Raw genomic sequence first — 24,715 nt, 5'->3', positions numbered from 1 at the left:
AAGGAGTATTGGGGTGTCGAGTACCGATGATGAACAGCTGGCGGATTTGAAGGACTGGTGGACGCGCAATGGTAAGCCGCTGGTCACTGGCGGCCTGTTGGCGCTGGTCATCGTGTTCGGCTGGCAGGCCTGGCAGAAATACCAGAGCAATCAGGCGCAAGGCGCTTCGATGCTCTATCAGCAGTTGCTGGAAACTACCCTGACCCCGGACGGCAAGCCTGACGCCGCCCGCGTGGCAGAGTTGGCCGGCAAGCTCGACAACGAATTCGGCGGCACCGCCTACGCGCAATATGGCCGCCTGTTCGTGGCCAAGGTCGCGGTTGACACGGGCAAGCTGGACGACGCCGCCATCGAGCTCAAAGCCATTGTCGACAAGCCTGCCAACCCGACCCTGGGCGAAGTGGCGCGTCAGCGCCTGGCGCAGGTGATGGCGGCACAGGACAAGGCCGAAGACGCCTTGAAGCTGCTCGACGGTGATGCCGACAAGGCGTTCCTGGCGACTCGCGAAGAACTCAAGGGCGACCTGCTGGTACAGCTTGGTCGTGCTGATGAGGCCCATGCGGCCTACCAAAAAGCCAAGGCTGCGCTGTCGGATGAAGCCGCGGTCGGTGGCCTGCAAATCAAGCTGGACGACCTGGCCAAAGGGGATGCGTGACGTGATCCGTTGGAAACATGCAGCATTGCTGGCTCTGGCCATTCTGGCCGCGGGTTGCAGCAGCAACAGCAAGAAAGAACTGCCACCGGCCGAACTGACCGATTTCAAAGAAGAAGTCGTGCTGCAGAAGCAATGGAGCCGCTCCATCGGTGACGGCCAGGGTGAAACCTACAACATGCTGGTGCCGGCCATTGATGGCGACACCCTCTATGCTTCCGACGTCACTGGCGTGGTGATGGCGATGGATCGCACCAACGGCGACGTCAAGTGGGAGCAGGATCTCGAGCTGCCCGTTTCCGGCGCCGTTGGTGTGGGTTACGGGCTGGTCATGATCGGCACGCTCAAGGGCGAGATCGTGGCCCTGGACGCCAGCAGCGGTGAAGAAAAATGGCGCGCCCGCGTGACCAGTGAAGTCCTCGCGCCGCCGGCCACCAACGGTGACGTGGTGGTGGTGCAGACCCAGGATGACAGCCTGATCGGTCTGGATGCCGCCACTGGCGAGCAGCGCTGGTTGTACGACAGCACCCCGGCGGTATTGACCCTGCGCGGCACCAGTGCGCCGATCGTCACCAACCGCCTTGCGGTGGCCGGGTTGTCGACCGGTAAAGTGGTTGCCCTGGATATTTCCAACGGCGTTCCGGTCTGGGAACAGCGCGTGGCCATCCCGCAGGGCCGTTCGGAACTGGAGCGTGTGGTCGACATCGACGGCGGCCTGCTGCTGTCTGGCGGTACGCTGTACGTCGCCAGCTACCAGGGTCGCGTTGCGGCGCTGGACCTGGAAAGCGGTCGCCCGCTGTGGCAGCGCGATGCGTCCAGCTACGCCGGGGTCGCCCAGGGTTTTGGTAGCGTCTACGTGAGCCTGTCCTCGGGCACGGTTGAAGGCGTCGACGAGCGTTCCACCACCGCATTGTGGAGTAACGATGCCCTGGCCCGTCGTCAACTGTCGGCCCCGGAAGTGTTCTCCAGCTACGTTGCAGTCGGTGACCTGGAAGGTTACCTGCACCTGCTCAGCCAGGTGGACGGTCGTTTCGTCGGCCGTGAGCGCATCGACAGCGACGGCCTGCGTGCCCGTCCGCTGGTGGTGGGCAACATGATTTATGTGTATGGCAACAGCGGCAAACTGGAAGCCCTGACCATCAAGTAAGACTATGCTTGGGGCTAACCCCCAAGCGGCTTCATTTTTGTGGGAGCGGGCGTGCTCTCGAATGCGGTGTTCCAGTGGCATGGATGTCGACTGATCCACCGCTTTCGCGAGCAGGCTCGCTCCCACAGGATGGCCCCCGAGCACCAGCCGCTGCCTCGCAGCGGCTTTTGTATTTTCTGAAATAACGAAGTGGAGAGCCGCATGGTTCCCGTAATCGCCCTGGTGGGCCGACCGAACGTCGGCAAGTCCACCTTGTTCAACCGCCTGACCAGGACTCGCGACGCCATTGTCGGCGACTTGTCCGGTCTGACCCGTGATCGCCAATACGGTGAGGCCAAGTGGCAAGGGCGTACCTATATTCTGGTCGACACCGGTGGCATCTCCGGTGATGAACACGGCATGGACGAAAAAATGGCCGAGCAGTCGCTGCTCGCCATCGAAGAAGCGGATGTGGTGCTGTTCCTGGTAGACGCCAAGGCCGGTTTTACCGCCGCCGACCAGATGATCGCCGAGCATTTGCGCAAACGTAACAAGCGTTCCTACGTGGTGGCCAACAAGGTCGACAACATCGACCCGGACATGGCTCGCGCCGAGTTCGCTCCGTTGGGCATGGGCCAGGCGATTCCGATTGCCGGTGCGCATGGTCGTGGCATCACCCAGATGCTGGAAATCGCCCTGGCTGATTTCCCCAAAGACGACGAAGACGAACCGGAAGACGGTGAGGAAGAAATCGTTGCCGAAGGCGAGGAAGCCAAGCGCATTCCTGGCCCTAGCGAAAAAGACGGGATCAAGATCGCCATCATCGGCCGTCCGAACGTCGGCAAGTCGACGCTGGTCAACCGCATGCTCGGCGAAGACCGGGTCATCGTGTATGACCAGCCCGGCACCACCCGCGACAGTATCTACATCCCGTTCGAGCGTAACGAAGAGAAGTACACGCTGATCGACACTGCCGGGGTGCGCAAGCGCGGCAAGATCCACGAAGAAGTCGAAAAATTCTCCGTGGTCAAAACCCTGCAGGCCATCAAGGACGCCAACGTGGTGATCTTCGTGATGGACGCCCGCGAAGGTGTGGTCGATCACGACCTGAACCTGCTGGGCTTCGCCCTGGAAGCCGGTCGTGCGTTGGTCATCGCGATCAACAAGTGGGACGGCATGACGCCCAGCGAACGGGATTTCGTGAAGATCGAATTGCAGCGTCGCCTGTTCTTCGTTGACTTCGCCGACATCCACTTCATCTCGGCCTTGCACGGTACGGGCGTGGGCAACCTCTACGCGTCGGTGCAGAACTCGTTCAAGTCAGCGGTCACCCGCTGGCCGACCAACCGCTTGACCCAGATCCTGGAAGACGCCGTCGGCGAGCACGCGCCACCGATGGTCAACAACCGCCGGATCAAGCTGCGTTACGCTCACCTGGGTGGCGCCAACCCGCCGATCATCGTGATTCACGGTAACCAGATCGAGAAGGTGCCCAAGTCGTACGTCCGTTATCTGGAAAACACTTATCGCCGCGTCCTGAAGCTGGTCGGTACGCCGATCCGCATCGAGTTCAAGGGCGGCGAGAACCCGTACGAAGGCAACAAGAACACGCTCACCGACCGTCAGGTCAACAAGAAGCGCCGCTTGATGTCGCACCACAAGAAGGCCGACAAGAAGCGCCGCGACAAACGTTGATCTAGTCTGGACCTGGACCTGGACCTGGACCTGGACCTGGACCTGGCTTGGACTTGGACTTGGACTTGGATCTGGAAGTTGGGATGTTGATCTGTGGGAGCAAGGCTTGCCCGCGATGAACGATAACGCGGTTCAACCTGTACACCGCAGCGCGGCCATCGCGGGCAAGCCCTGCTCCCACAGTCCTTGTTGCCAGAGGGTATGAGTGATCAGCATAAGAGGGTGCCCATGGGCACCCTTTTTCATGCCCGGCGATTGGGCTATCCTCGACCTCTCCCGCGCCGCACCAGAGCCGGGTGTAGACGCAGGGAACCCCCAATGATCACCAGCAAGTTGCCGAATGTCGGCATCACTATCTTCACCCAGATGTCCCAGCTCGCCGCGCAGACCGGCGCGCTCAATCTGTCCCAGGGGTTTCCCGATTTCGATGGTCCGCAGGCCCTGCGCGATGCAGTCGGCCGGCATGTCGCCCAAGGTCATAACCAATACTCGCCCATGACCGGTTTGCCAGCGCTGCGCCAGCAGATCGCGGCGAAGATCTCCCGCAGCTATGGCGTCACCGTCGATGTCGACCAGGAAGTGACCGTGACCCCCGGTGCGACCCAGGCGATTTTCTGCGCCATCGCGGCAGTGGTTCACAGCGGCGACGAAGTGATCGTGTTCGACCCTTGCTACGACAGCTATGAGCCCGCCGTCGAGCTGGCTGGTGGCCGTTGTGTGCATGTGCAATTGGGCCTGGATGATTTCGCCATCGATTTCCAGAAGCTTGGCGAAGCCCTGAGCCCGCGTACGCGCATGATCATTCTCAACACGCCGCACAACCCCAGTGGCGCGCTGATCAGCCGCGCCGAACTCGACCAGCTGGCGGCGTTGATTCGTGACCGCGACATTTACCTGATCAGTGACGAAGTCTACGAACACCTGGTGTTCGACGGCGTCGCTCACGCCAGTGTCCTGGCTCATGAAGAGCTTTACCAGCGGGCCTTTGTGGTCAGTTCGTTCGGCAAGACCTACCACGTCACTGGTTGGAAAACCGGCTACGTGGTGGCGCCGCCCGCCCTGACGGCGGAATTGCGCAAGGTGCATCAGTACGTCAGCTTCTGCGGCGTGACGCCGTTGCAGTACGCCCTGGCCGACTACATGGCCGATCATCCGGAGCACGTCGAAGAACTGCCGGACTTCTACCAGGCCAAGCGTGACCTGTTCTGCGACTTGCTGGCGCCCTCGCGCTTCAGTTTCAAGCGGGTGCCCGGCACCTATTTCCAACTGGTGGATTACTCGCAGATCCGCCCGGACCTCAATGACGTCGATATGGCTATCTGGATGACCCGTGAGCACGGTGTGGCGACGATCCCTGTCTCGGTGTTCTACCAGAACCCACCCGAAGGCCAGCGGCTGGTACGCCTGTGCTTTGCCAAACGTGAGGAGACGCTGCGCGAAGCGGCGGAAAAACTATGCGTGATCTGAGTGCGTTGCCCAATCTCAATGTTGCGCTGATCCAGACCACCCTGGCCTGGCACGATCGCCAGGCCAACCTGGAGCATTTCGAGGGCCTGCTGGCGCAGGCGCGCGGGGCGGATCTGATTATCCTGCCGGAAATGTTCACCACGGGATTTTCCATGGACTCCGAAACCCTGGCGGAGCAGGAGTGCGGTCCGTCCCACAAATGGCTCAAGGCTCAGGCGGCGAAACTGGAGGCGGTGATTACGGGAAGTGTGATCATCCAGGCCGCCGACGGCAGCCATCGCAATCGCCTGCTCTGGGCCCGACCGGACGGCGAAGTGCTGCATTACGACAAGCGTCATCTGTTCCGCATGGCCGGTGAGCACAATCACTACACGCCGGGCGAGCGCCAGGTGCTGTTCGAGCTCAACGGCTGGCGGATCCGCCCGCTGATTTGCTATGACCTGCGTTTCCCGGTGTGGAGCCGCGATGCCGAGGACACCGACCTGTTGCTGTACACCGCCAACTGGCCCGGCGCTCGGCGCCAGCATTGGAACCGTCTGCTGCCGGCCCGGGCAATCGAGAACCTGTGCTACGTGGCAGCGGTAAACCGCATCGGCCACGACGGCAAGGGCTTTGCCTATACCGGTGACAGTCAGGTGCTGGACTTCCAGGGCGAAACCCTGCTCAGCGCCGGAGAGGCGGAGGGGGTGTTCACCGTGTGTTTGAATGCGGCGGACCTGGGGGCCTACCGCACGCGCTTTCCGGCGAACCTGGATGCCGATCGTTTCGAATTCATCTGATTGAAACGATTCAGCTCTTCAGAAGCGCTGATGGTGGCCGATAACCGGGGCAGCCAAGGAGAAGTCCCCTATGACCAGCATCAGCGCAACCACGGTAAATCCATACCCACTCTCTGCACCCAAGGTCTCCATCAAGGGTGCGGAAGATGAAGCAGCGATCAGTCCTGCGGTATCGGCTGACGACAGCGATGACAAAGACCAGCAGTTGAAAGTTGACACCAGCGGCGCGAACATCGCTGGCGCTCCAGCCAGCGGCAGTGGCGATGTCATCGAACAGTTGAAGAAACAGATCGAGCAGACCGAGAAGTTGCTGGCCGAGCAGCAAGCCCAGTTGGCTCGCGTGCAGAAAAGCCAGGCCAACCAGGAGCAGAAAGCCCAGGAAACCATGGCGATCCAGACCCAGATCATGGCGACCCAGGCCACATTGCAGACCCTGCAGGCCGCTTTGCTGCAGGCGATGACTGTTTCGATCGATACCCATGCCTGAGGCTTGTGTTGCCTGACAGACCGCCTTCGCGAGCAAGCCCGCTCCCACAGGGAGTCTGAGCTGGGCACAGGATTTCGAGCCCGCTGAAGATCCAGTGTGGGAGCGAGCCTGCTCGCGAAGAGGCCCAGGCAGCCGATACAAAAACACCAGTCAAACAAAAAGGCCCCAGGGTTCACACCCCAGGGCCTTTTTGCATACCAGCTAAACCATCAGGCCGCTTTGGCTTCCGGCTGGCTCAGGGAGCGGTTCAGCGCGCTGAACAGGGCCTTGAAGCTGGCAGTGGTGATGTTTTCATCAATGCCCACGCCATGTACCGCACGCTCACCGTTGACCCGCAGTTCGATGTACGCCGCGGCTTTGGCATTGGTGCCGGCGCCGATGGCGTGTTCGTTGTAGTCCATGATCTCCACCGGAATCGGCAGGCCGGCCACCAGCGCTTCCAGCGCGCCGTTGCCCTTGCCGCGCCAGTGCAGGTTGGTCTCGCCCTGGCCCTTGCTGGCCACTTCGACTTCCACGGAGCTGTTGCCGTTTTCTTCCTGCAGACGATGGCTGACCAGCGCGTACGGGGTGTTGGCTTGCAGGTACTCGCTGTGGAGCAGGGCGTGGATCTGCTGAGCGGTCATTTCCAGGCCCAGGCGATCGGTTTCGCGCTGCACCACCTGGCTGAACTCGATCTGCATGCGACGCGGCAGGCTGATGCCGTATTCCTGCTCCAGCAGGTAGGCAATGCCGCCCTTGCCCGACTGGCTGTTGACGCGGATCACCGCCTCGTAGCTGCGGCCAATGTCGGCCGGGTCGATGGGCAGGTAGGGCACTTCCCACAGTGTGTCCGGTTTCTGCTGGGCGAAGCCCTTGCGGATCGCATCCTGGTGCGAGCCGGAGAATGCGGTGTGAACCAGGTCGCCCACGTAGGGGTGGCGCGGGTGCACCGGGATCTGGTTGCACTCTTCGACCACTTTGCGCACGCCGTCGATGTCGGAAAAATCCAACTCCGGGTGGATGCCCTGGGTATAGAGGTTCAGCGCGACGGTCACCAGGTCGACGTTACCGGTGCGCTCGCCGTTGCCGAACAGGCAGCCTTCGACACGGTCGGCGCCGGCCATCAGGCCCAGTTCGGTGGCGGCTACGCCGGTGCCACGGTCGTTGTGGGTGTGCAGGCTGATGAGCACGCTGTCACGACGGGTGATGTTGCGGTGGAACCACTCGATCTGGTCGGCGTAGACGTTCGGGGTAGCGACTTCCACGGTGGCCGGCAGGTTGAGGATGACCTTGCGCTCAGGTGTCGGGTTCCAGACTTCGATCACTGCGTCGCAGACTTCCTTGGCGAACTCCAGCTCGGTGGCGCTGAAGGTTTCCGGCGAGTATTCGAACTGCCACTGGGTTTCTGGCTGTTGCGCGGCGTATTTGACGAACAGCTTGGCCGCGTTCACCGCGATTTCCTTCACGCCTTCCTTGTCCTGGTTGAACACGATGCGGCGGAACGACGGGCTGGTGGCGTTGTACAGGTGGACGATGGCTTTTTTCGCCCCGCGCAGGGATTCGAACGTGCGTGCGATCAGGTCTTCACGGGCCTGGGTCAGCACTTGGATGGTGGTGTCGTCCGGGATGTGGCCTTCTTCGATGAGGGTACGCACGAAGTCAAAGTCGGTCTGCGAAGCCGCCGGGAACGAGGCTTCGATTTCCTTCACGCCCACGGCGACCAGGGTTTTCCAGAAACGCAGCTTCTTGGCGGCGTCCATCGGCTCGATCAGCGACTGATTGCCGTCACGCAGGTCGGAGCTGCACCAGATCGGCGCGGCGGTGATGGTCTTCGACGGCCAGGTGCGATCCGGCAGGTTGATGGTCGGGAAGGCGCGGTACTTGGAAGACGGGTCTTTGAGCATGCTCATCGCAGAATCCTTTTATTGTCGTGGCCGGGAAAAGGCGGCCTGCCGGTGGTTCGAACGGGGTGGCTTTACAGCCGGAACGAGGTGCCGCGATTCAGCCCGGCAGTCGTGCGCTGACGAGGCACAGGCTGCGGTGCTGGCGAAGCTGAATGAGGGTGTGAGAGGTTTTCATGCCTTCAACCCTAACCGCGCGGAGGGCGGATCGCAAGCAGTCGGCAAAAATTGAGATAAGTTCTGTTTTTAGGCGGGTTTGCGCGATTTAATCGCGCAGGTTCGAGGTGTTGATCTTTGAAATTGCGTGGATGTTTTGAGCTTGGCAATTCGCTGGATGGTGGTGATGCGGCTGCCGTCATCGCGAGCAGGCTCGCTCCCACAGGGATTTTCTGTTGGTCACAAATGGTGTGTTCACAAGAGATCCAAGTGTGGGAGCGAGCCTGCTCGCGATGACGGCAGCTTCACCGCAAAAACTCAGGGCTGGAATGCCCCGATAAAAATCGCCGGATCCACCCGCGCATCGTTCAGGCTGATATTCCAGTGCATGTGCGGGCCAGTTGCCCGGCCCGTGGAGCCGACTTTGCCGACGACCGTGCCGCGCTTGAGCTGCTGGCCGACCTTCACGTCGATCTTCGACAGGTGGCAGAACATGCTGATGAAACCCTGGCCGTGATCGACGAACACGGTGTTGCCATTGAAGAAGTAATTACCGGTGAGGATCACCTTGCCAGCGGCCGGAGTCTTGATGGGCGTGCCGGCGGGCACGGCGAAGTCCAGGCCAGCGTGGGGATTGCGCTCTTCGCCGTTGAAGAAGCGCCGCACGCCGAACTTGCTCGACATCGGCCCATTGACCGGCTTGTCCAGCAGCAGGTTGCTGGGGATGTTCGGGCTGAAGCTGCGATAGGCCTTCAGTTGCACGGCCAGTTCGGCGTTGATGCGTTTGAGGTCCGCTGGGTTCGGATTGACCTGGCGCTTGTTCTTCAGGGTGATGTGTTGCTCGGGGTACTTTTTATAGCCGACCACGAACGGCTGGGTGCTGCCGCCACTGCTGATCTGCTGGGTGCCGGGCTTGACCGTCAGCGGGATGCCGACAATCGCCAGCCAGTTGTCCTTTTCCTTGACCACCAGCACCGGTTTGCCCTGGTAACTGGCTTTTGGCGGCTGTGCCGCGCTGCCCAGCTCCACCACGGCCACGCCGCCGGGCACCGGTTTGTTCAGCAGGCGGGTGATGTAACTGTCGGCGTTGGCGTTGAAGGTCAGGCACAGCAAGAGCAATGGAGCGAGATATCGCGGCATGAATCAATCCAATAGAGATAGGGTGACCGGCGTCAGGTGATTGTCTTCGACCCGCACCAGCAGTTCGCCTTCACCGAGCCGCGCCGTCAGGCGCTGGCCGGTTTGGGTCTGCCCGGCGCTGCGGATCGCCTGGCCGCGTTCGTCCAGCAAAATGCTGTAGCCCCGGCCGAGGGTCGCCAGGGGGCTGACGATGTGTAGCGTCTGCATCTGGTTTTGCAGTTGCAGGCGTCGCGCCTTCAGGCCCTCGCGCATTGCCCGGGGCAAGCGCGAGGCGAGGCTGTCCAGGCGTTGGCGCAGCAGTGCCAGTTGCCGCCCCGGGTGTTGCCCGGCCAGGCGGGTTTCCAGGCGGATCAGGCGCTCGCGGCGGGTATTGAGGCTGCGCTCGAAGGCCCGGCGCATGCGCATGTCCAGGTCGTCGAGACGCTGGGCTTGCTGGCGAAGGCGCTCACCGGGGTGGCGCAGGCGCCGGGTCAGACCTTCAAGGCGCAGTTGATCGCGCATCAGGCGGTCGCGCATGCGCATCACCAGCCGCCGGTGCAGGCTTTCGACCCGGCGTACCAGGTCTCCGGCATCGGGGGCCAGCAGTTCGGCAGCGGCGGACGGGGTCGGGGCGCGCACGTCAGCGACGAAATCGCTGATGGACACGTCGGTTTCATGGCCGACGGCGCTGACGATCGGCGTGACGCAGGCATCCACCGCCCGGGCCACGGCTTCTTCGTTGAAGCACCACAAGTCTTCCAGCGAGCCGCCGCCCCGGGCCAGGATCAGCGCATCGAACCCCCGGGCATCCGCCAGTTTCAGCGCGCGGATGATTTGCGCGGTGGCTTCGCGGCCTTGTACGGCGGTGGGGATCAGCGTCAAGGAAATCTGCGGCGCCCGGCGGCGAAAGACGCTGATGATGTCGCGGATCACCGCGCCGGTGGGCGAACTGATGATGCCGATGCGTTGCGGATGGGCCGGCAGCGGCACCTTGCGTTCGGCGCTGAACAGGCCTTCGGCGCTGAGCTTTTCCTTGAGCGCATCGAAGGCCAGGCGCAGGGCGCCATCGCCCGCCGGTTCCACGGTGTCGAGAATCAGCTGATAGTCGCCGCGGCCCTCGAACAGTGAGACCTTGCCGCGCACTTTCACCGCCAGCCCGTCTTTGAGGGCCTGACGCACTCGCGCGGCATTTTGCCGGAACAGTGCGCAGCGCACCTGGGCGCCGCTGTCCTTGAGGGTGAAATACACATGGCCGGAGGCCGGCCGGGCAAGGTTGGAAATTTCGCCCTCGACCCAGATGTTGCTGAACACGTCTTCAAGCAACACCCGCGCACGGCCGTTGAGCTGGCTGACAGTCAGGACCTCGCGGTCCAGGCCCAGTCGGGCAAAGGGATCTTTAATCATGGACGGCATGATAAGGGCATTCGCTGCTCAATCTCCATGTTCAGCGAAAAACCTTCCGGGAATCGGCGCGGTACAATGCTCCATTGCCCATAGGTTCAAGGCGGGCGCGGGCTTGCTCGTCGCCACCCGTAGATTCACCGCAGGATGTCCCATGAATTCGCAAAGCATCATCGTCCCGAAAATTTCCTCCTTGCCGGTCCACGAGCCTCGGGCCCGGGCGATTGTGCGCTGGCTGGTACGCAAGAATATCGTCGAAGAACAATTGACCACCTGCGGACGTACCGGCAATCGCATGGCCCACTCCATCGCCCCCGGTGCCCGCGAGGTGGTCCTGCACCCTGAGGCCTTGCCGTTTGGCGAACCGGTCAATGGCCTGGAAATCATTACCAAGCGCTGCATCTATACCCCGGCCAAGGGGTTTCTCGAGGAAGCGGGCTGCGCCGAATGCCGCAAGGAAATCGGCGAGGCGCTGTTCGAAAGCCTGGAAGACTGGATGCCGGCCCGCACCGATAACTTCACCTGCCCTGAGTGCGGGCATGAAGATGACATCAACGGGTTCCTGTTCCTGCAACCGTGTGGCTTCTCCAACCTGGGGTTTATCTTCAATAACTGGCTCGAGGCGGGGTTCAAGCAGAACTTTATCGACGAGTTCGCCGATTGGCTGGATCAGCCGGTGAGTTGGGTGAAGGTGGAGTTGTAGGAGAGCGATTCCCCCTGTCGGAGCGAGCTTTGTGGGAGCCAAGCTTGCTCGCGATAGGGGTGACGCGGGTTAACTGCAAGACCGCGTCATCGTTCATCGCGAGCAAGCTTGGCTCCCACAAGGGAATGTGTGGCAATCGGGCAGTGTTTAGCCCCTTCAATCACCCCGGCAATAATAGACAGAGTTTTACATTGAGCCAGAGGGGGTGCATGTATATAATGGCGCGCTTCCATTTTCCCGCTCGGGAGCCCCCGCGATGCTGCGTATCAGCCAAGAAGCTCTGACCTTCGACGACATTCTCCTAGTGCCCGGTTATTCCGAGGTACTGCCCAACGAAGTCAGTCTCAAAACCCGTCTTACCCGTGGCATCGAGCTGAATATTCCGCTGGTTTCCGCCGCCATGGACACCGTGACCGAAGCCCGTCTGGCCATTGCCATGGCGCAGGAAGGCGGTATCGGTATCATCCACAAGAACATGACCATCGAACAGCAGGCCGCCGAAGTGCGCAAGGTCAAGCGGTTCGAGGCTGGCGTCGTCAAGGATCCGATCACCATCGAGGCTGACGCCACGGTTCGCGATCTGTTCGAACTGACCCGCATGCACAACATCTCCGGCGTTCCGGTGCTGCACGATGGCGACCTGGTCGGCATCGTTACCTCCCGCGACGTGCGTTTCGAGAATCGCCTGGACGCCACCGTCCGTCAGGTGATGACGCCTAAAGAGCGTCTGGTCACGGTCAAGGAAGGCATCGGCAAGGACGAAGTTCGCGAGTTGCTGCACAAGCACCGCATCGAACGCGTGCTGATCGTCGACGACAAGTTCGCCCTCAAGGGCATGATGACCGTCAATGACATCGAAAAAGCCAAGGCTTATCCGCTGGCCAGCAAGGACGACCAGGGTCGTCTGCGCGTAGGCGCTGCGGTCGGCACCGGCAAGGACACTGGCGACCGCGTCGCGGCCCTGGTCAATGCCGGCGTCGACGTGGTGGTGGTCGACACCGCCCACGGTCACTCCAAAGGCGTGATCGACCGCGTTCGCTGGGTCAAGCAGAACTTCCCTGACGTGCAGGTGATCGGCGGCAACATCGCCACCGGCGCTGCCGCCAAGGCCCTGGCCGAAGCTGGCGCCGATGCGGTCAAGGTCGGTATCGGCCCAGGCTCGATCTGCACCACCCGCATCGTTGCCGGTGTCGGCGTGCCGCAAATCAGCGCCATCGCCAACGTCGCCGCTGCCCTTGAAGGCACTGGCGTGCCGTTGATCGCCGACGGCGGCATCCGCTTCTCCGGTGACCTGTCCAAGGCCATCGTCGCCGGGGCCTCCTGCGTGATGATGGGTTCGATGTTCGCCGGTACTGAAGAAGCACCGGGCGAGATCGAGCTGTTCCAGGGCCGTAGCTACAAGGCTTACCGCGGCATGGGCTCGCTGGGTGCCATGTCCCAGGCCCAGGGCTCCTCCGACCGTTACTTCCAGGACTCCTCCGCGGGTGCCGAGAAGCTGGTGCCCGAAGGCATCGAAGGTCGCGTGCCGTACAAAGGCACCCTGAGCGCCATCATCCATCAACTGATGGGCGGCCTGCGTTCTTCCATGGGCTACACCGGCAGCGCCGACATCGAAGAGATGCGCACCAAGCCGGAATTCGTGCGTATCACCGGTGCCGGCATGGCCGAGTCCCATGTCCACGACGTACAGATCACCAAGGAAGCGCCGAACTACCGCGTCGGCTGACGCCGACAGCTATAAGCCACAAGTTATAAGCTGCAAGCGGGGCTGTGTTCATACAGCTACCGCGCAGCTTCCGATTACTTGCAGCTTGCAGCTTGAAGCTTGCAACTGCTTTATAGAGTTTCGCCCATGGCCCTCGACATTCACGCTCACCGCATCCTGATCCTCGACTTCGGTTCCCAGTACACCCAGCTGATCGCCCGCCGCGTGCGTGAAATCGGCGTGTACTGCGAATTGCATCCGTTCGACATGGATGACGAAGCGATTCGCGAATTCGCGCCTAAGGGCGTCATCCTCGCCGGCGGCCCCGAGTCTGTGCACGAAGCCGACAGTCCGCGTTGCCCGCAAGCGGTGTTCGACCTGGGCGTGCCGGTCTTCGGTATCTGCTACGGCATGCAGACCATGGCTGAACAACTGGGCGGCAAGGTCGAAGGTTCCGAGCTGCGTGAGTTCGGTTATGCCCGCGTCGACGTGGTCGGCAAGAGCCGTCTGCTGGACGGCATTGAAGACCACATCGACGCTGACGGCCTGTTCGGCCTGGACGTGTGGATGAGCCACGGTGACAAGGTCACCAAGATGCCGGAAGACTTCCACATTTTGGCCAGCACCCCGAGCTGCCCGATTGCCGGCATGTTCAACGATGATCGCCGTTACTACGGCGTGCAGTTCCACCCGGAAGTGACCCATACCAAGCAGGGCGGTCGCATCCTGTCGCGCTTCATCCTCGATATCTGCGAGTGCGAAGCCCTGTGGACGCCATCGAAAATCGCCGAGGACGCCATTGCCCAGGTTCGCGCCCAGGTCGGCACCGACAACGTACTGCTTGGCTTGTCTGGCGGCGTGGATTCCTCGGTGGTTGCCGCGTTGCTGCACAAGGCCATCGGCGATCAACTGACCTGCGTCTTCGTCGACAACGGCCTGCTGCGCCTGCACGAAGGCGAGCAAGTGATGGCTATGTTCGCCGAGAACATGGGCGTCAAGGTGATCCGCGCCAACGCCGAAGAGCAGTTCCTGAACAACCTGGCCGGCGAGTCCGACCCGGAGAAGAAGCGCAAGATCATCGGCCGCACTTTCATCGACGTGTTCGATGCCGAATCCTGCAAGCTCGACAACATCAAGTACCTGGCCCAAGGCACCATCTACCCCGACGTGATCGAGTCGGCCGGTGCCAAGAGCGGCAAGGCCCATGTGATCAAGTCCCACCACAACGTCGGTGGCCTGCCGGAAGAAATGAACCTCAAGCTGGTCGAGCCGCTGCGCGAGCTGTTCAAGGATGAGGTACGTCGCCTCGGCCTGGAACTGGGCCTGCCGTACGACATGGTCTACCGCCACCCATTCCCGGGCCCAGGTCTGGGCGTGCGGATCCTCGGTGAAGTGAAGAAGGAATACGCCGACCTGCTGCGTCGTGCCGACCATATCTTCATCGAGGAACTGCGCAAGGCCGACTGGTACCACAAGGTCAGCCAGGCGTTCGTGGTGTTCCAGCCGGTGAAATCGGTGGGCGTGGTCGGCGATGGTCGTCGCTACGCCTGGGTCGTGGCCCTGCGCGCCGTGGAAACCATCGACTTCATGACCGCTCGTTGGGCGCACCTGCCGTACGAACTGCTGGAGACCGTTTCCGGACGGATCATCAATGAAATCGAAGGTATTTCTCGCGTGACTTATGACGTGTCGAGCAAGCCGCCGGCGACGATTGAGTGGGAGTGAGTCAGGCTTAAATATCTGACCGCTGACGGCCGCTATTGGCCCTGGCGCCCGCTTTGAACAAAAGCCCTGTGGATAACTTCCATGGGGCTTTTTTCATTTTTGTTGGTCAATTCCAGGCCTCATCAGCTTCCGACCGTAATGACTTGGCGTGACGGTGTTGGGAGGGCAGTGCCGTCACCTTTCGCTACGATTACCCGCCTTAGCGGTGTCCCGGAAACGCTTATCATCGGGCGGCATGGCCCCAAGAGTATTTCACCGTATGGTTCACGAGGACCTGTCACAGGCCAACCTATCTCCTCGTTTGAGACACTGCTGAGTAACGCCGCTTGAAGGAGATGCCTGGGTTGTCATTTGACAACCTGGCGACTTATGCGAATACTGGAGATCACGGATGATTCGTCCAACGCACCCGAAGAAAGAAATCGAAGAAGCGCTTAGGCATGCCGAAGGGCAGGGGTGGCGCATAGAAGTTGGCGGCAGTCACGCCTGGGGACGGGTTTATTGCCCGTACAACGATGAGGCGTGCCGTTGCGGCGAGTTCTGCATCACCTCGATATGGTGCACGCCGAAGAACCCTGGCAACCATGCGCGAGCATTACGACGCGTCGCGGACAATTGCACTGCGCATCGCAATCGGCGTGACGCTGATGACGATGCTGAGGAATAGAACAATGGAATATATTTTTACCTTGAAATATCAGCTTGCTGACGATGGCTGTGCCATGGATGAACTGATCGAGCGCCTAGGAGAGGCGGGCTGCGACGATGCCCTGGTCGGCATCGGGCAGCCGGGGCGACTGGCGCTTGAGTTCACTCGCGAGGCTCCTGATGCGGTCAAGGCAGTGCTTAGCGCTCTGGCCGATGTCCATCGCGCGGTACCGTCGGCCAAATTGATCGAGGTTGCGCCTGATTTGGTCGGGCTGACCGATGTAGCTGAGATCGTAGGTGTGTCTCGGCAGAACATGCGCAAGCTGATGTTGGCCCATCCAGGTAGCTTCCCGACGCCGGTGCACGAGGGGAGTGCTTCTATCTGGCATTTGGCGGATGTGCTGACCTGGCTGCAGGCCAAGGGCAGCTATTCGCTTACCAAGAATGTGTTGGATGTTGCCCAGGTGGCGTTGCAGGTCAACGTTGCGAAAGAAGGTCGACGGTTACCTGGCATGGCTTCCGAAGAGTTGGAAGCTTTGGTTGGGTGACTGCCATGTCAGCCTCTCCTCAGTTTGACGAGCCGGTTGTCAGGAGTAATCGTTTTTGTGCGCGGCTCCTGTTATCTAATCGTTTTTTTACAACCTTATCCACACGGCTTTTTGTGTTCACCGCCGCGCCACATCCGAAAAATAAAACTTATCCAGGGTATGCCGCGATTCGGTGTACTCGAACTGTCGGCCGTCCTGGAGAAAGGTCTGGTTGCTGACCACGATCACATGGCTCTGGCCGTCGAGGTCCAGGTGTTGCTGATCGTCCTTGCCACAGCGGACCGCTTCGATGGTGCGCTGGGCGTAGGCGATTTGCAGGTGCAGGGTCTGTTCGATGAAGGCGTAGATCGACTGCACGGCGATGTCGCGGGTCAGGTCGGGGATCACATCGCTGACGAAGTGGTTGATGTCCAGGATCACACGCTTGCCGTCGATTCGCCGGACCCGCTTGATGCGGGTGATTGGGCTGCCGGCAGGGGCCTTGATGTGCTCGAGTAGGGCACCTTCCAACGGCAACTGGCTGAACTCGACCACTTCGGTACTGACATCGTTGCCCAGGCGCGGGTAGGTCTCCTGGAAGCTGACGATGCCGCCGAGCTGGAATTCGATGGGCTGGGTCGACAGAACGAAGGTGCCCTTGCCATGGATCTTCTGGGCGAAACCGCGCTCCTGGAGTTGTTCGATGGCCTTGCGCACCGTGCCACGACTGGCCTGATAGCTGTCCATCAGTTCGGTTTCGGAGGGCAGGCGGGCGCCTCGCTCCAGGCGTTCGGTGGTAATGCTGGTCAGCAGATCGTTGTAGATCTGGTTGTATTTACTCATTGGGAGGGCTCTGTACCGCGCTGTTCACCGGGGCGGAACCTTACGGGCCAAGTGGGGGATTTGTCCATTCGACTGTCATTATTCGTCGACAGGAGCGTAGGACGTTTCCGCGATTCTCGGGGCTTATCATAAACAAAAACAAAACTCGTCTGTACGAGTTGTTGATTTAACTCGTATAGACGAGTACTTTCCCTTCCACGTGCTGTCGACTCTCAATAACAAGAATGACGCGGAAGAAAAAAGCATGAGCCACGATTACTCCAAAATCGCCAGCGAGCTGCTGCAAAGCTTGGGTGGCGTCGACAATATCGAGCAGGCGGCCCATTGCGTGACGCGCCTGCGCCTGTCCCTCAAGGACGCGGCCCGGGTGGACAGTGCCACGCTGAACCACATCGACCTGGTCAAGGGCTCGTTTTTCACCGGTGGCCTGTTCCAGGTGGTCATTGGCCCGGGCGAGGTGGAAAAGGTCTACGCCGCCCTGCGCGAGCTGACGGGCCTGGCCGCTGCGACCATTGCCGACGTCAAGCGCCAGGGGGCGCAGAAGGGCAACGGGATGCAGCGCCTGGTGCGGGTGCTCTCCGATGTGTTCATGCCTATCCTGCCCGCCCTGGTGATCGCCGGCCTGCTGATGGGCGTCAACAACCTGCTAGGCGCCAAGGGCATGTTCATTGCCGGGCAGACGTTGCTCGATGCCTATCCGAACCTGGACGGAGTCTGGAGCCTAATCAACCTGATGGCCAATACTTCCTTCGTCTTTCTCCCGGCCCTGGTGGGCTGGTCGGCGGCCAAGCGCTTCGGCGGCAGTGAGATCCTCGGCATCGTGCTGGGACTGATGCTCGTCCACCCGGACCTGCTCAACGCCTGGAACTACGGCAAGGCGGTGGCGGGGCTGGAGGGCCAGAGCCTGCCGTATTTCGATATCTTCGGCTGGTTCCGGATCGAGAAAGTCGGCTACCAGGGGCAGATCCTGCCGATCCTGCTGGCGGCCTATGTCATGAGCGTGATCGAACGATGGTTGCGGGCCAGGGTGCCCAACGCCATCCAACTGCTGGTGATCCCCATTACCACCATCGTGATTACCGGGGTACTGGCTCTCGCCATCATCGGTCCGGTCACCCGGCACCTGGGCATCCTTATTACCGAAGGCATGGTGGCGCTGTTCGACCTGGCGCCGGTGATTGGCGGGGCGATTTTCGGCCTGCTCTATGCGCCGCTGGTGGTGACCGGCATGCACCACATGTTCCTGGCGGTGGACCTGCAATTGATCTCGACCCAGGGCGGCACGTTCATCTGGCCGATGATCGTCATGTCCAACCTGGCCCAGGGTAGCGCGGCGCTGGCGGTGTTCTACATGACCCGCAATGTGCGGGACAAGAGCATGGCGTCCACGTCGGCGATTTCCGCTTATTTCGGCATCACCGAACCGGCAATGTTCGGGGTCAACCTGCGCTACAAATTCCCCTTCTATTGCGCGCTGGCCGGTTCGGCCCTGGGCTGCATTTTCCTGTCGCTGAACAAGATCAAGGCCTCGGCGATTGGTGTCGGGGGCCTGCCGGGGTTCATTTCGATCGTGCCTGACTACATACCGATGTTCGTGGTCGGCATGGTCATTGCCATGAGCGTGCCCTTTGCCCTGACCTGCGCGTTGAGCATGAAGATCGTCCGGCCGGGGTATCGGGTGGCCTGACACCTGTGGGAGCCGGGCTTTCCCGCGATGAGGCCCGCAAGGCCAGTACCAAACAGACTGAAGGAAGTGCACATGCAAGACTGGCAACGCTCGGTGATCTATCAGATCTACCCCAAGAGTTTCTACAGCCATGGCGGCCAGGCCACCGGTGATTTGCTGGGGGTGGTGGACAAGCTCGACTACTTGCACTGGCTGGGTGTGGACTACCTATGGTTGACGCCGTTCCTGCGTTCGCCGCAACGGGACAATGGCTACGATATCAGCGACTACTACGCCATCGACCCCAGCTACGGCACCATGGCCGACTGCGAATTGTTGATCACCGAGGCGCGCAAGCGCGGTATCAAGCTGATGCTCGACATCGTGGTTAATCACACTTCCATCGAGCATCCCTGGTTCCAGGCCGCCCGCAGCAGCCTCGACAACCCGTACCGCGATTTCTATATCTGGCGCGACCAGCCGAACAACTGGGAATCCAAGTTCGGCGGCTCGGCCTGGGAGTACGAAGCGCAGACCGGCCAGTATTACCTGCACCTGTTCGACCATACCCAGGCCGACCTGAACTGGGACAACCCCCAGGTGCGCGCCGAAGTGTTCCAGATGATGCGTTTCTGGCGGGACATGGGGGTAGGGGGCTTTCGTCTCGATGTGATCAACCTGATCTCCAAGCCGGCCGACTTTCCTGATGACCACACGGACGGACGGCGCTTCTACACCGACGGCCCCAACGTGCACCGCTACCTGCAGGAAATGCATCGGGAAGTCTTCGAGGGATTCGACCTGATCAATGTCGGCGAGATGTCGTCCACCAGCCTCGAACACTGTGTTCGTTATTCGTGCCCGGCGTCCCGAGAACTGTCGATGACCTTCAATTTCCATCACCTGAAGGTGGACTACCCGAACCTGCAAAAGTGGGTGCGGGCCGACTTCGATTTTCTCGAACTCAAACACATCCTGTCCGACTGGCAAGTCGGCATGCAGGCCGGTGACGGTTGGAATGCGTTGTTCTGGTGTAACCATGACCAGCCGCGGGTGGTGTCGCGGTTCGGCGATGACGGTGAGTACCGCGAGCCTTCGGCGAAGATGCTCGCCACGGCATTGCATTTTCTCCAAGGCACGCCGTTCGTGTACCAAGGTGAGGAGTTGGGAATGACCAATCCGGGCTTCGAGCACATCGAGCAGTATCGCGATGTGGAAACCCTGAATATCTATCGCCTCAAGCGCAACGCCGGCGTGCCCGAAGCCGAGGCCATGGCGCCAATCATGCAGAAGTCCCGTGACAACGGGCGCACGCCGATGCAATGGAATGCCGGACTGAACGCAGGTTTCAGCCAAGCCGAACCCTGGATCGGCGTGCCCGCCAACGCCGCTTTCATCAACGTCGAGCAGCAACAGCAAGACTCGACCTCGGTGCTGCATTACTACCGTCAATTGATCGCCCTGCGCCGTAGCGAAGCCTTGATCCAGGACGGTGTCTACCGCCTGCTATTGCCCGAGCATCCACACGTGTGGGCGTACCTGCGCGAAGGGCAGGGGGAGCGCCTGCTGGTGGTCAGCCATTTTTATGGGGGCGACTGCGAGGTGGAACTGCCCGAAGGGATCCTCACCCATGACACGAAACAACGCTGGGTGATCGGCAACTACGAGGCCGGCGAACACCGATACCGGCGGCTGCGCCTGCGGCCCTACGAGTCGTTCGTGCTGCACCTGAGCGACTGAATAAAAAACTTCCCCTGACCCAGGCAATGCCTGACAGCGAACACGTTGCGCCAAACGCATCGTGGGCCCTTTGTCGTCAGCCAAACGGCAACCCAGGGGGAAGTCATGGAGCAAAAAAACAATAAGAAATAATGGAGAGGCGTATGAAAACAATAATAAACCGTGGCCTGGCTGCGTCCTGTATCTGCCTGGCGTTGCCGTTCCCGGTTCAGGCGCTGGAGTTTTCCGGTTATCTGCGCAGCGGCGTCGGCAGCGCGACCAATGGCCGTTCCCAGTCCTGTTTTCAGTTGCCTGGGGCGCAGACTAAATATCGGTTGGGCAATGAATGCGAGCAGTATGGGGAACTGGAGCTACGCCAGGACCTGTTCACCCTTGACGATGGTTCTGTGTTGAGCGTGGACGGCATGGCATCGCTGTACAACCGCTACGACCGCACGCCGACTTTCCAGGGGGAAAACGGCGCGGCACGCATGCCACAGATGTACGCCCAATGGTCGAACATGCCCAGCCTGAACGGCGGGTCGCTGTGGGCCGGTCGGCGTTACTACAAACGTAACGACATCCATATCTCGGATTTCTACTACTGGAACCAGAGTGCTACCGGTGGCGGGATCGAGGATGTGCTGATCGGCGGGCTGAAATACAGCTACGCCTTCTCGCGCAAGGACAACCTGTACCAGAAAGACCCGGTCAACCGGCATGACTTCAACGTCGCCGGTTTCAGGACCAACCCCGGCGGCGAGCTGGAGTTCGGCCTGAGCTTCATCGACCGGGCGGACCGTCGCGACGCCCATCGCGGTTGGGCCCTGACCGCCCAGCATGTGCAGCAGGACTTCTTGGGCGGCAAGAATAAACTGGCCTTGCAGTACGGCGAGGGCCCAGGCACCGGGCTGGGGTATACCGGCGACACCGGGTTGGACGACAGCAACAAGAGCTATCGTCTGGTGGAGTTTTTTGATTGGCAGGTCACGCCGCGTTTCGGCGGACAGGTGCAGGCGGTGTACCAGAAGGACGTCCGCCCCGACGGCGCCGGCCAGGACTGGCTATCGTTGGGGGTTCGCCCGGCGTACGCCATCAGCGATCAGTTCAAGCTGGTGGCCGAACTGGGCCATGACCAGGTGCAGGCCAGCGATGGAACACGCAAGCTGAGCAAATTCACCTTTGCCCCCACCTGGTCGCCCAAGGGCCCGGAATTCTGGGCTCGCCCGGAAATACGGCTCTATTACACCTACGCCAGCTGGAACGCGGCGGCCCAGCGAGCAGCCAATGAACTGGCCGCCCGCTCGGCGCTGTCCGACACCGGTGCGTTTGGCGGGGCGCGACATGGTTCCAACGTGGGCCTGCAGGTCGAATACTGGTGGAAATGACCCGTGTAGCGCGGGTCGCTGATCGCTGCGTCCCGCGATGCGAAAAAGAACAGACAGCAGCAGGTGAAGTCATGAATACAACGCAACCTTTGCAATTGCTCGCACCGCTGTCCGGGGTCCTGATGCCCTTGGACAGCGTGCCGGACCCAGTCTTCTCCAGTCGTGTAGTGGGAGATGGCATCTGCATCGATCCGACCTCGCAAACTCTTTGCGCACCGCTTTGCGGTGTCATCGGCACGCTTCAGGACAGCGCCCATGCGGTGAGTATCACTGCTGACAATGGCGTCCAGGTGCTCATGCACATTGGCCTGGACACGGTCAACCTGGCGGGCAAGGGGTTCACCTCGCGGGTGACCATGGGGCAACGGGTCGAGGCCGGCCAGCCGCTGATCGATTTCGATGCCGATTACATCGCCTTGCACGCGCGCAGTCTGTTGACGCTGATGCTGGTGGTCAGCGGCGAGCCCTTCAGCCTGCTCGTGGACGAGGCCACTTGCATTGAAAGCGGCGCGCCGTTGTTGCAGGTACGCTCAGGTGAACAAGGGGCGGTCGACGAGGCGCTGCCGGGTTCAGTGATGTTTTCCCGACCGCTGATCGTGCCCAATGAAAGTGGCCTGCATGCCCGTCCTGCCGCGGTGTTCGCCCAGGCGGCCAAAGGGTTTGATGCCATTATCCAACTGCATAAGCAGCAAGCCAGCGCCAACGCCAAATCACTGGTCGCGATTATGGCGTTGCAGACGCTCAAGGACGACAGCGTGCAGATCAGCGCCGCCGGCCCTCAGGCCGGACAGGCCATCGAAGCGTTGGAGCAATTGCTGTTGTCGGGCTGCGGCGAGACGGTGCAAGCGCCGCTGACGCCGGCGCCGGCCATCGCCGACGAGCCATCGATACCTGGCCGGCTACGGGGTGTCTGCGCGTCGCCCGGTTCGGCGTTTGGTGAAGTGGTTCAGGTCGCCTCCCAGGTGTTGGAGATCGAGGAGGCGGGGGCCGGTATCGAGGTCGAGCAGGCCGCCCTGGATCAAGGGCTGGAGCAAGCGACGCAAGCCTTGAAGGCGTTGCAGGACGAGGCGGCGAGCAGTGTCCAGACGCAGATTTTTCGGGCCCATCAAGAGTTGCTGGAAGACCCCACCTTGCTGGAGCAGGCTCAAGCCTTGATCGCCGCGGGCAAGAGCGCGGCATTCGCCTGGAAAACCGCCACCGAGGCGAGCGCTGCGCTGTTCCAGCAATTGGGCAGCGCTTTGCTGGCTGAGCGCGCAACGGACCTTGCCGATGTCGGGCAACGGGTGCTCAAGCTGATCCTGGGAGTACAGGACAACGCCTGGAACCTGCCTGAACGGTCGATCCTGGTGGCCGAGCAACTGACGCCATCCCAGACCGCCAGCCTCGACACCTCACGCATCGCCGGTTTCGTCACCGTGGGTGGCGGCGCCACCAGCCATGTCGCGATCCTGGCCCGTGCGCTGGGCCTGCCCTCGTTGTGTGGCGTGGCGCAACCCGTGCTGGCCCTGGAGAACGGCACCCGGGTGTTGCTCGACGCCGACAGCGGCGAACTGCACGTGAATCCGGATCAAGCCCTGATCGAACAACGCCAGGCCACTCATGATCGGCAGCGCCAGCGACATCAGCGTGACCTCGAACAGTCAGCCCTGGCGGCTCATACCTTGGACGGCCATCGAGTCGAGGTCAGTGCCAATGTCGGGTCGCTGCGGGACGTGGAGCAGGCCATGAGCCTGGGTGGCGAAGGGGTGGGGCTGTTGCGCTCCGAGCTGCTTTACCTGGATCGCGCGTACCCGCCTGGCCAGGACGAGCAAGCGGCCCTGTACAGCGCCGTCGCCCGGGTCCTTGGGCCTGAGCGCAACCTGGTAGTTCGCACCCTGGACGTGGGCGGGGACAAGCCGCTGGCTTATGTGCCGATGGCTCATGAGGCCAATCCATTCCTGGGCATGCGGGGTATTCGCCTGTGCCTGGAGCGACCGCAGTTGTTGCGCGAACAGTTCCGGGCAATGCTGGCCTGTTCGGCGCTGGCACGGCTGCACATCATGCTGCCCATGGTCACGCAACTGGCGGAGCTGCGCCTGGCGCGGCAGATGCTGGACGAAGAGGTCCGTCAGTTGGGACTCAAGCAGGCGCCGAAGCTGGGCATCATGATCGAAGTACCGGCGGCGGCGCTGATGGCCGATCTGTTTGCCCCTGAAGTGGACTTCTTCTCCATCGGTACCAACGACTTGACCCAATACACCCTGGCCATGGACCGTGACCATCCACGCCTGGCCAGCCAGGCCGACAGCCTGCATCCCTCGGTGTTGCGCCTGATAGCCCGTACGGTCGAGGCTGCCCGAGCCCATGGCAAATGGGTCGGGGTGTGTGGCGCACTGGCCTCGGAACCCCTGGCGGTGCCGGTGTTGCTGGGGTTGGGCGTGGATGAGTTATCGGTCAGCGTGCCGCTGATTCCGGCGATCAAGGCCTGCGTGCGTGAATGGAACCTGAGCGAGTGCCGCACGCTGGCTCAACAGGCCTTGGACCAGGAAAGCGCCGAGCAGGTGCGTGACCTCCTGCGTACGCACTCATCCACCGCCAACCCGGCCACACTGGCCATGGAGCATTGAACATGTTCGACAAACTACAACAGGCCTTCTGGAAAGCCCTGACCCCGGACCTGGTACCGGAAGAACCCAAGCCGCCGGCAGCGCTCGATGGGCTGGCGCCGGCCGTCATCGCAGCGTTGGGCGGCTCGGAAAACTTAAAGTCCCATCAGCCTGTGGCGTTGACGCGGATGCGGGTGGAACTGCGGGATGTGGCACGGATCGACCGGATGGGGTTGAGTGCCGCCGGTGTGGCTGGCGTGATGATGCTGGACAACGGTGTGGTGCATCTTATCACCGGCTTGCAAGGCTGACTGTCGGGGCTGCTGCGCAGCCCGGCGGGAGCAAGCTCCCTCGCCACAAAGGCGGTTCGCCGTAGGAGTGTGCGTCCCAGGCGCGTTCTATGCTCCTGACACCCCATTACGGCGACAGCGCGTCTCGCAAAGC

General features: G+C 61.5%; 20 protein-coding genes. 16 read left to right on the top strand and 4 right to left on the bottom strand.

The window, feature by feature from the left end:
* Positions 1 to 13 precede the first annotated feature (13 nt).
* The 6 genes from MA884_RS12650 to MA884_RS12625 all read left to right on the top strand — a co-directional run bounded on the left by MA884_RS12650 (position 14) and on the right by MA884_RS12625 (position 6,206).
* Positions 14 to 655 carry a tetratricopeptide repeat protein gene (locus MA884_RS12650; protein ID WP_256230854.1) on the top strand — a complete coding sequence of 214 codons (642 nt, stop codon included), beginning with the start codon at positions 14 to 16 and terminating at the stop codon, positions 653 to 655.
* Positions 648 to 1,799 (top strand): outer membrane protein assembly factor BamB, encoded by a 1,152-nt coding sequence (bamB, locus tag MA884_RS12645; RefSeq protein WP_256230853.1) that lies wholly within the window; start codon positions 648 to 650, stop codon positions 1,797 to 1,799. The genes MA884_RS12650 and bamB overlap by 8 nt, the downstream gene beginning before the upstream one ends.
* Positions 1,800 to 2,000: 201 nt before the next feature.
* Entirely contained in the window at positions 2,001 to 3,473 is a 1,473-nt protein-coding gene (der, locus tag MA884_RS12640; protein ID WP_047227481.1) for a ribosome biogenesis GTPase Der, read from the top strand.
* Between the two features lie 318 nt (positions 3,474 to 3,791).
* Positions 3,792 to 4,940: a pyridoxal phosphate-dependent aminotransferase gene (locus MA884_RS12635; RefSeq protein ID WP_256230852.1), complete on the top strand. Its 1,149-nt coding sequence runs from the start codon at positions 3,792 to 3,794 to the stop codon at positions 4,938 to 4,940.
* On the top strand, positions 4,928 to 5,719 hold the full coding sequence (locus MA884_RS12630; RefSeq protein ID WP_256230851.1) for an amidohydrolase: 792 nt from the start codon (positions 4,928 to 4,930) through the stop codon (positions 5,717 to 5,719). The genes MA884_RS12635 and MA884_RS12630 overlap by 13 nt, the downstream gene beginning before the upstream one ends.
* A 70-nt stretch (positions 5,720 to 5,789) precedes the next feature.
* Entirely contained in the window at positions 5,790 to 6,206 is a 417-nt protein-coding gene (locus MA884_RS12625) for a hypothetical protein (protein ID WP_256230850.1), read from the top strand.
* A 209-nt stretch (positions 6,207 to 6,415) separates the two neighbouring features.
* Here the strand turns inward: MA884_RS12625 and leuA are convergent, their stop codons facing one another.
* The 3 genes from leuA to xseA form a co-directional block, all read right to left on the bottom strand.
* Positions 6,416 to 8,095, bottom strand: a complete 1,680-nt coding sequence (leuA, locus tag MA884_RS12620; protein ID WP_256230849.1) for a 2-isopropylmalate synthase — start codon at positions 8,093 to 8,095, stop codon at positions 6,416 to 6,418.
* Positions 8,096 to 8,560: 465 nt separating this feature from the next.
* The gene (locus MA884_RS12615; protein ID WP_256230848.1) at positions 8,561 to 9,382 is read right to left on the bottom strand and encodes a peptidoglycan DD-metalloendopeptidase family protein; all 822 of its coding nucleotides are present in this window, start codon (positions 9,380 to 9,382) and stop codon (positions 8,561 to 8,563) included.
* Positions 9,383 to 9,385: 3 nt separating this feature from the next.
* Positions 9,386 to 10,765: an exodeoxyribonuclease VII large subunit gene (gene xseA, locus MA884_RS12610; RefSeq protein ID WP_256230974.1), complete on the bottom strand. Its 1,380-nt coding sequence runs from the start codon at positions 10,763 to 10,765 to the stop codon at positions 9,386 to 9,388.
* Positions 10,766 to 10,916: 151 nt separating this feature from the next.
* Between xseA and MA884_RS12605 the strand changes: the two genes are divergently transcribed.
* The 5 genes from MA884_RS12605 (at position 10,917) to MA884_RS12585 (ending at position 16,091) form a co-directional block, all read left to right on the top strand.
* Positions 10,917 to 11,465 (top strand): sugar ABC transporter ATPase, encoded by a 549-nt coding sequence (locus MA884_RS12605; protein WP_256230847.1) that lies wholly within the window; start codon positions 10,917 to 10,919, stop codon positions 11,463 to 11,465.
* A gap of 256 nt (positions 11,466 to 11,721) precedes the next feature.
* Positions 11,722 to 13,191: an IMP dehydrogenase gene (gene guaB / locus MA884_RS12600; RefSeq protein ID WP_186634792.1), complete on the top strand. Its 1,470-nt coding sequence runs from the start codon at positions 11,722 to 11,724 to the stop codon at positions 13,189 to 13,191.
* 126 nt (positions 13,192 to 13,317) lie between these two features.
* On the top strand, positions 13,318 to 14,895 hold the full coding sequence (guaA, locus tag MA884_RS12595; protein WP_256230846.1) for a glutamine-hydrolyzing GMP synthase: 1,578 nt from the start codon (positions 13,318 to 13,320) through the stop codon (positions 14,893 to 14,895).
* Positions 14,896 to 15,286: 391 nt separating this feature from the next.
* Positions 15,287 to 15,562, top strand: coding sequence for a hypothetical protein (locus MA884_RS12590; RefSeq protein WP_256230845.1), 276 nt, complete (start codon positions 15,287 to 15,289; stop codon positions 15,560 to 15,562).
* A 4-nt stretch (positions 15,563 to 15,566) separates the two neighbouring features.
* Positions 15,567 to 16,091, top strand: a complete 525-nt coding sequence (locus tag MA884_RS12585; protein WP_256230844.1) for an AlpA family transcriptional regulator — start codon at positions 15,567 to 15,569, stop codon at positions 16,089 to 16,091.
* A gap of 117 nt (positions 16,092 to 16,208) precedes the next feature.
* Here the strand turns inward: MA884_RS12585 and treR are convergent, their stop codons facing one another.
* The gene (gene treR / locus MA884_RS12580) at positions 16,209 to 16,913 is read right to left on the bottom strand and encodes a trehalose operon repressor (protein ID WP_256230843.1); all 705 of its coding nucleotides are present in this window, start codon (positions 16,911 to 16,913) and stop codon (positions 16,209 to 16,211) included.
* A gap of 244 nt (positions 16,914 to 17,157) precedes the next feature.
* Between treR and treP the strand changes: the two genes are divergently transcribed.
* The 5 genes from treP to MA884_RS12555 all read left to right on the top strand — a co-directional run bounded on the left by treP (position 17,158) and on the right by MA884_RS12555 (position 24,582).
* Positions 17,158 to 18,600 carry a PTS system trehalose-specific EIIBC component gene (gene treP, locus MA884_RS12575; protein ID WP_256230842.1) on the top strand — a complete coding sequence of 481 codons (1,443 nt, stop codon included), beginning with the start codon at positions 17,158 to 17,160 and terminating at the stop codon, positions 18,598 to 18,600.
* A 72-nt stretch (positions 18,601 to 18,672) separates the two neighbouring features.
* Entirely contained in the window at positions 18,673 to 20,319 is a 1,647-nt protein-coding gene (gene treC / locus MA884_RS12570) for an alpha,alpha-phosphotrehalase (RefSeq protein WP_256230841.1), read from the top strand.
* A gap of 143 nt (positions 20,320 to 20,462) precedes the next feature.
* Positions 20,463 to 21,686 carry a carbohydrate porin gene (locus MA884_RS12565; protein WP_256230840.1) on the top strand — a complete coding sequence of 408 codons (1,224 nt, stop codon included), beginning with the start codon at positions 20,463 to 20,465 and terminating at the stop codon, positions 21,684 to 21,686.
* A 71-nt stretch (positions 21,687 to 21,757) separates the two neighbouring features.
* Positions 21,758 to 24,292, top strand: a complete 2,535-nt coding sequence (gene ptsP / locus MA884_RS12560; protein WP_256230839.1) for a phosphoenolpyruvate--protein phosphotransferase — start codon at positions 21,758 to 21,760, stop codon at positions 24,290 to 24,292.
* A 2-nt stretch (positions 24,293 to 24,294) separates the two neighbouring features.
* Positions 24,295 to 24,582, top strand: coding sequence for a PTS transporter subunit EIIB (locus tag MA884_RS12555; protein ID WP_256230838.1), 288 nt, complete (start codon positions 24,295 to 24,297; stop codon positions 24,580 to 24,582).
* Positions 24,583 to 24,715 lie beyond the last annotated feature (133 nt).

Source organism: Pseudomonas sp. Q11 (assembly GCF_024494355.1).
Taxonomy (GTDB): Bacteria; Pseudomonadota; Gammaproteobacteria; order Pseudomonadales; family Pseudomonadaceae; genus Aquipseudomonas; species Aquipseudomonas hefeiensis.
Note: the sequence above shows the minus strand (reverse complement) of the source record. Positions and strands in the feature narration are given on the sequence as shown.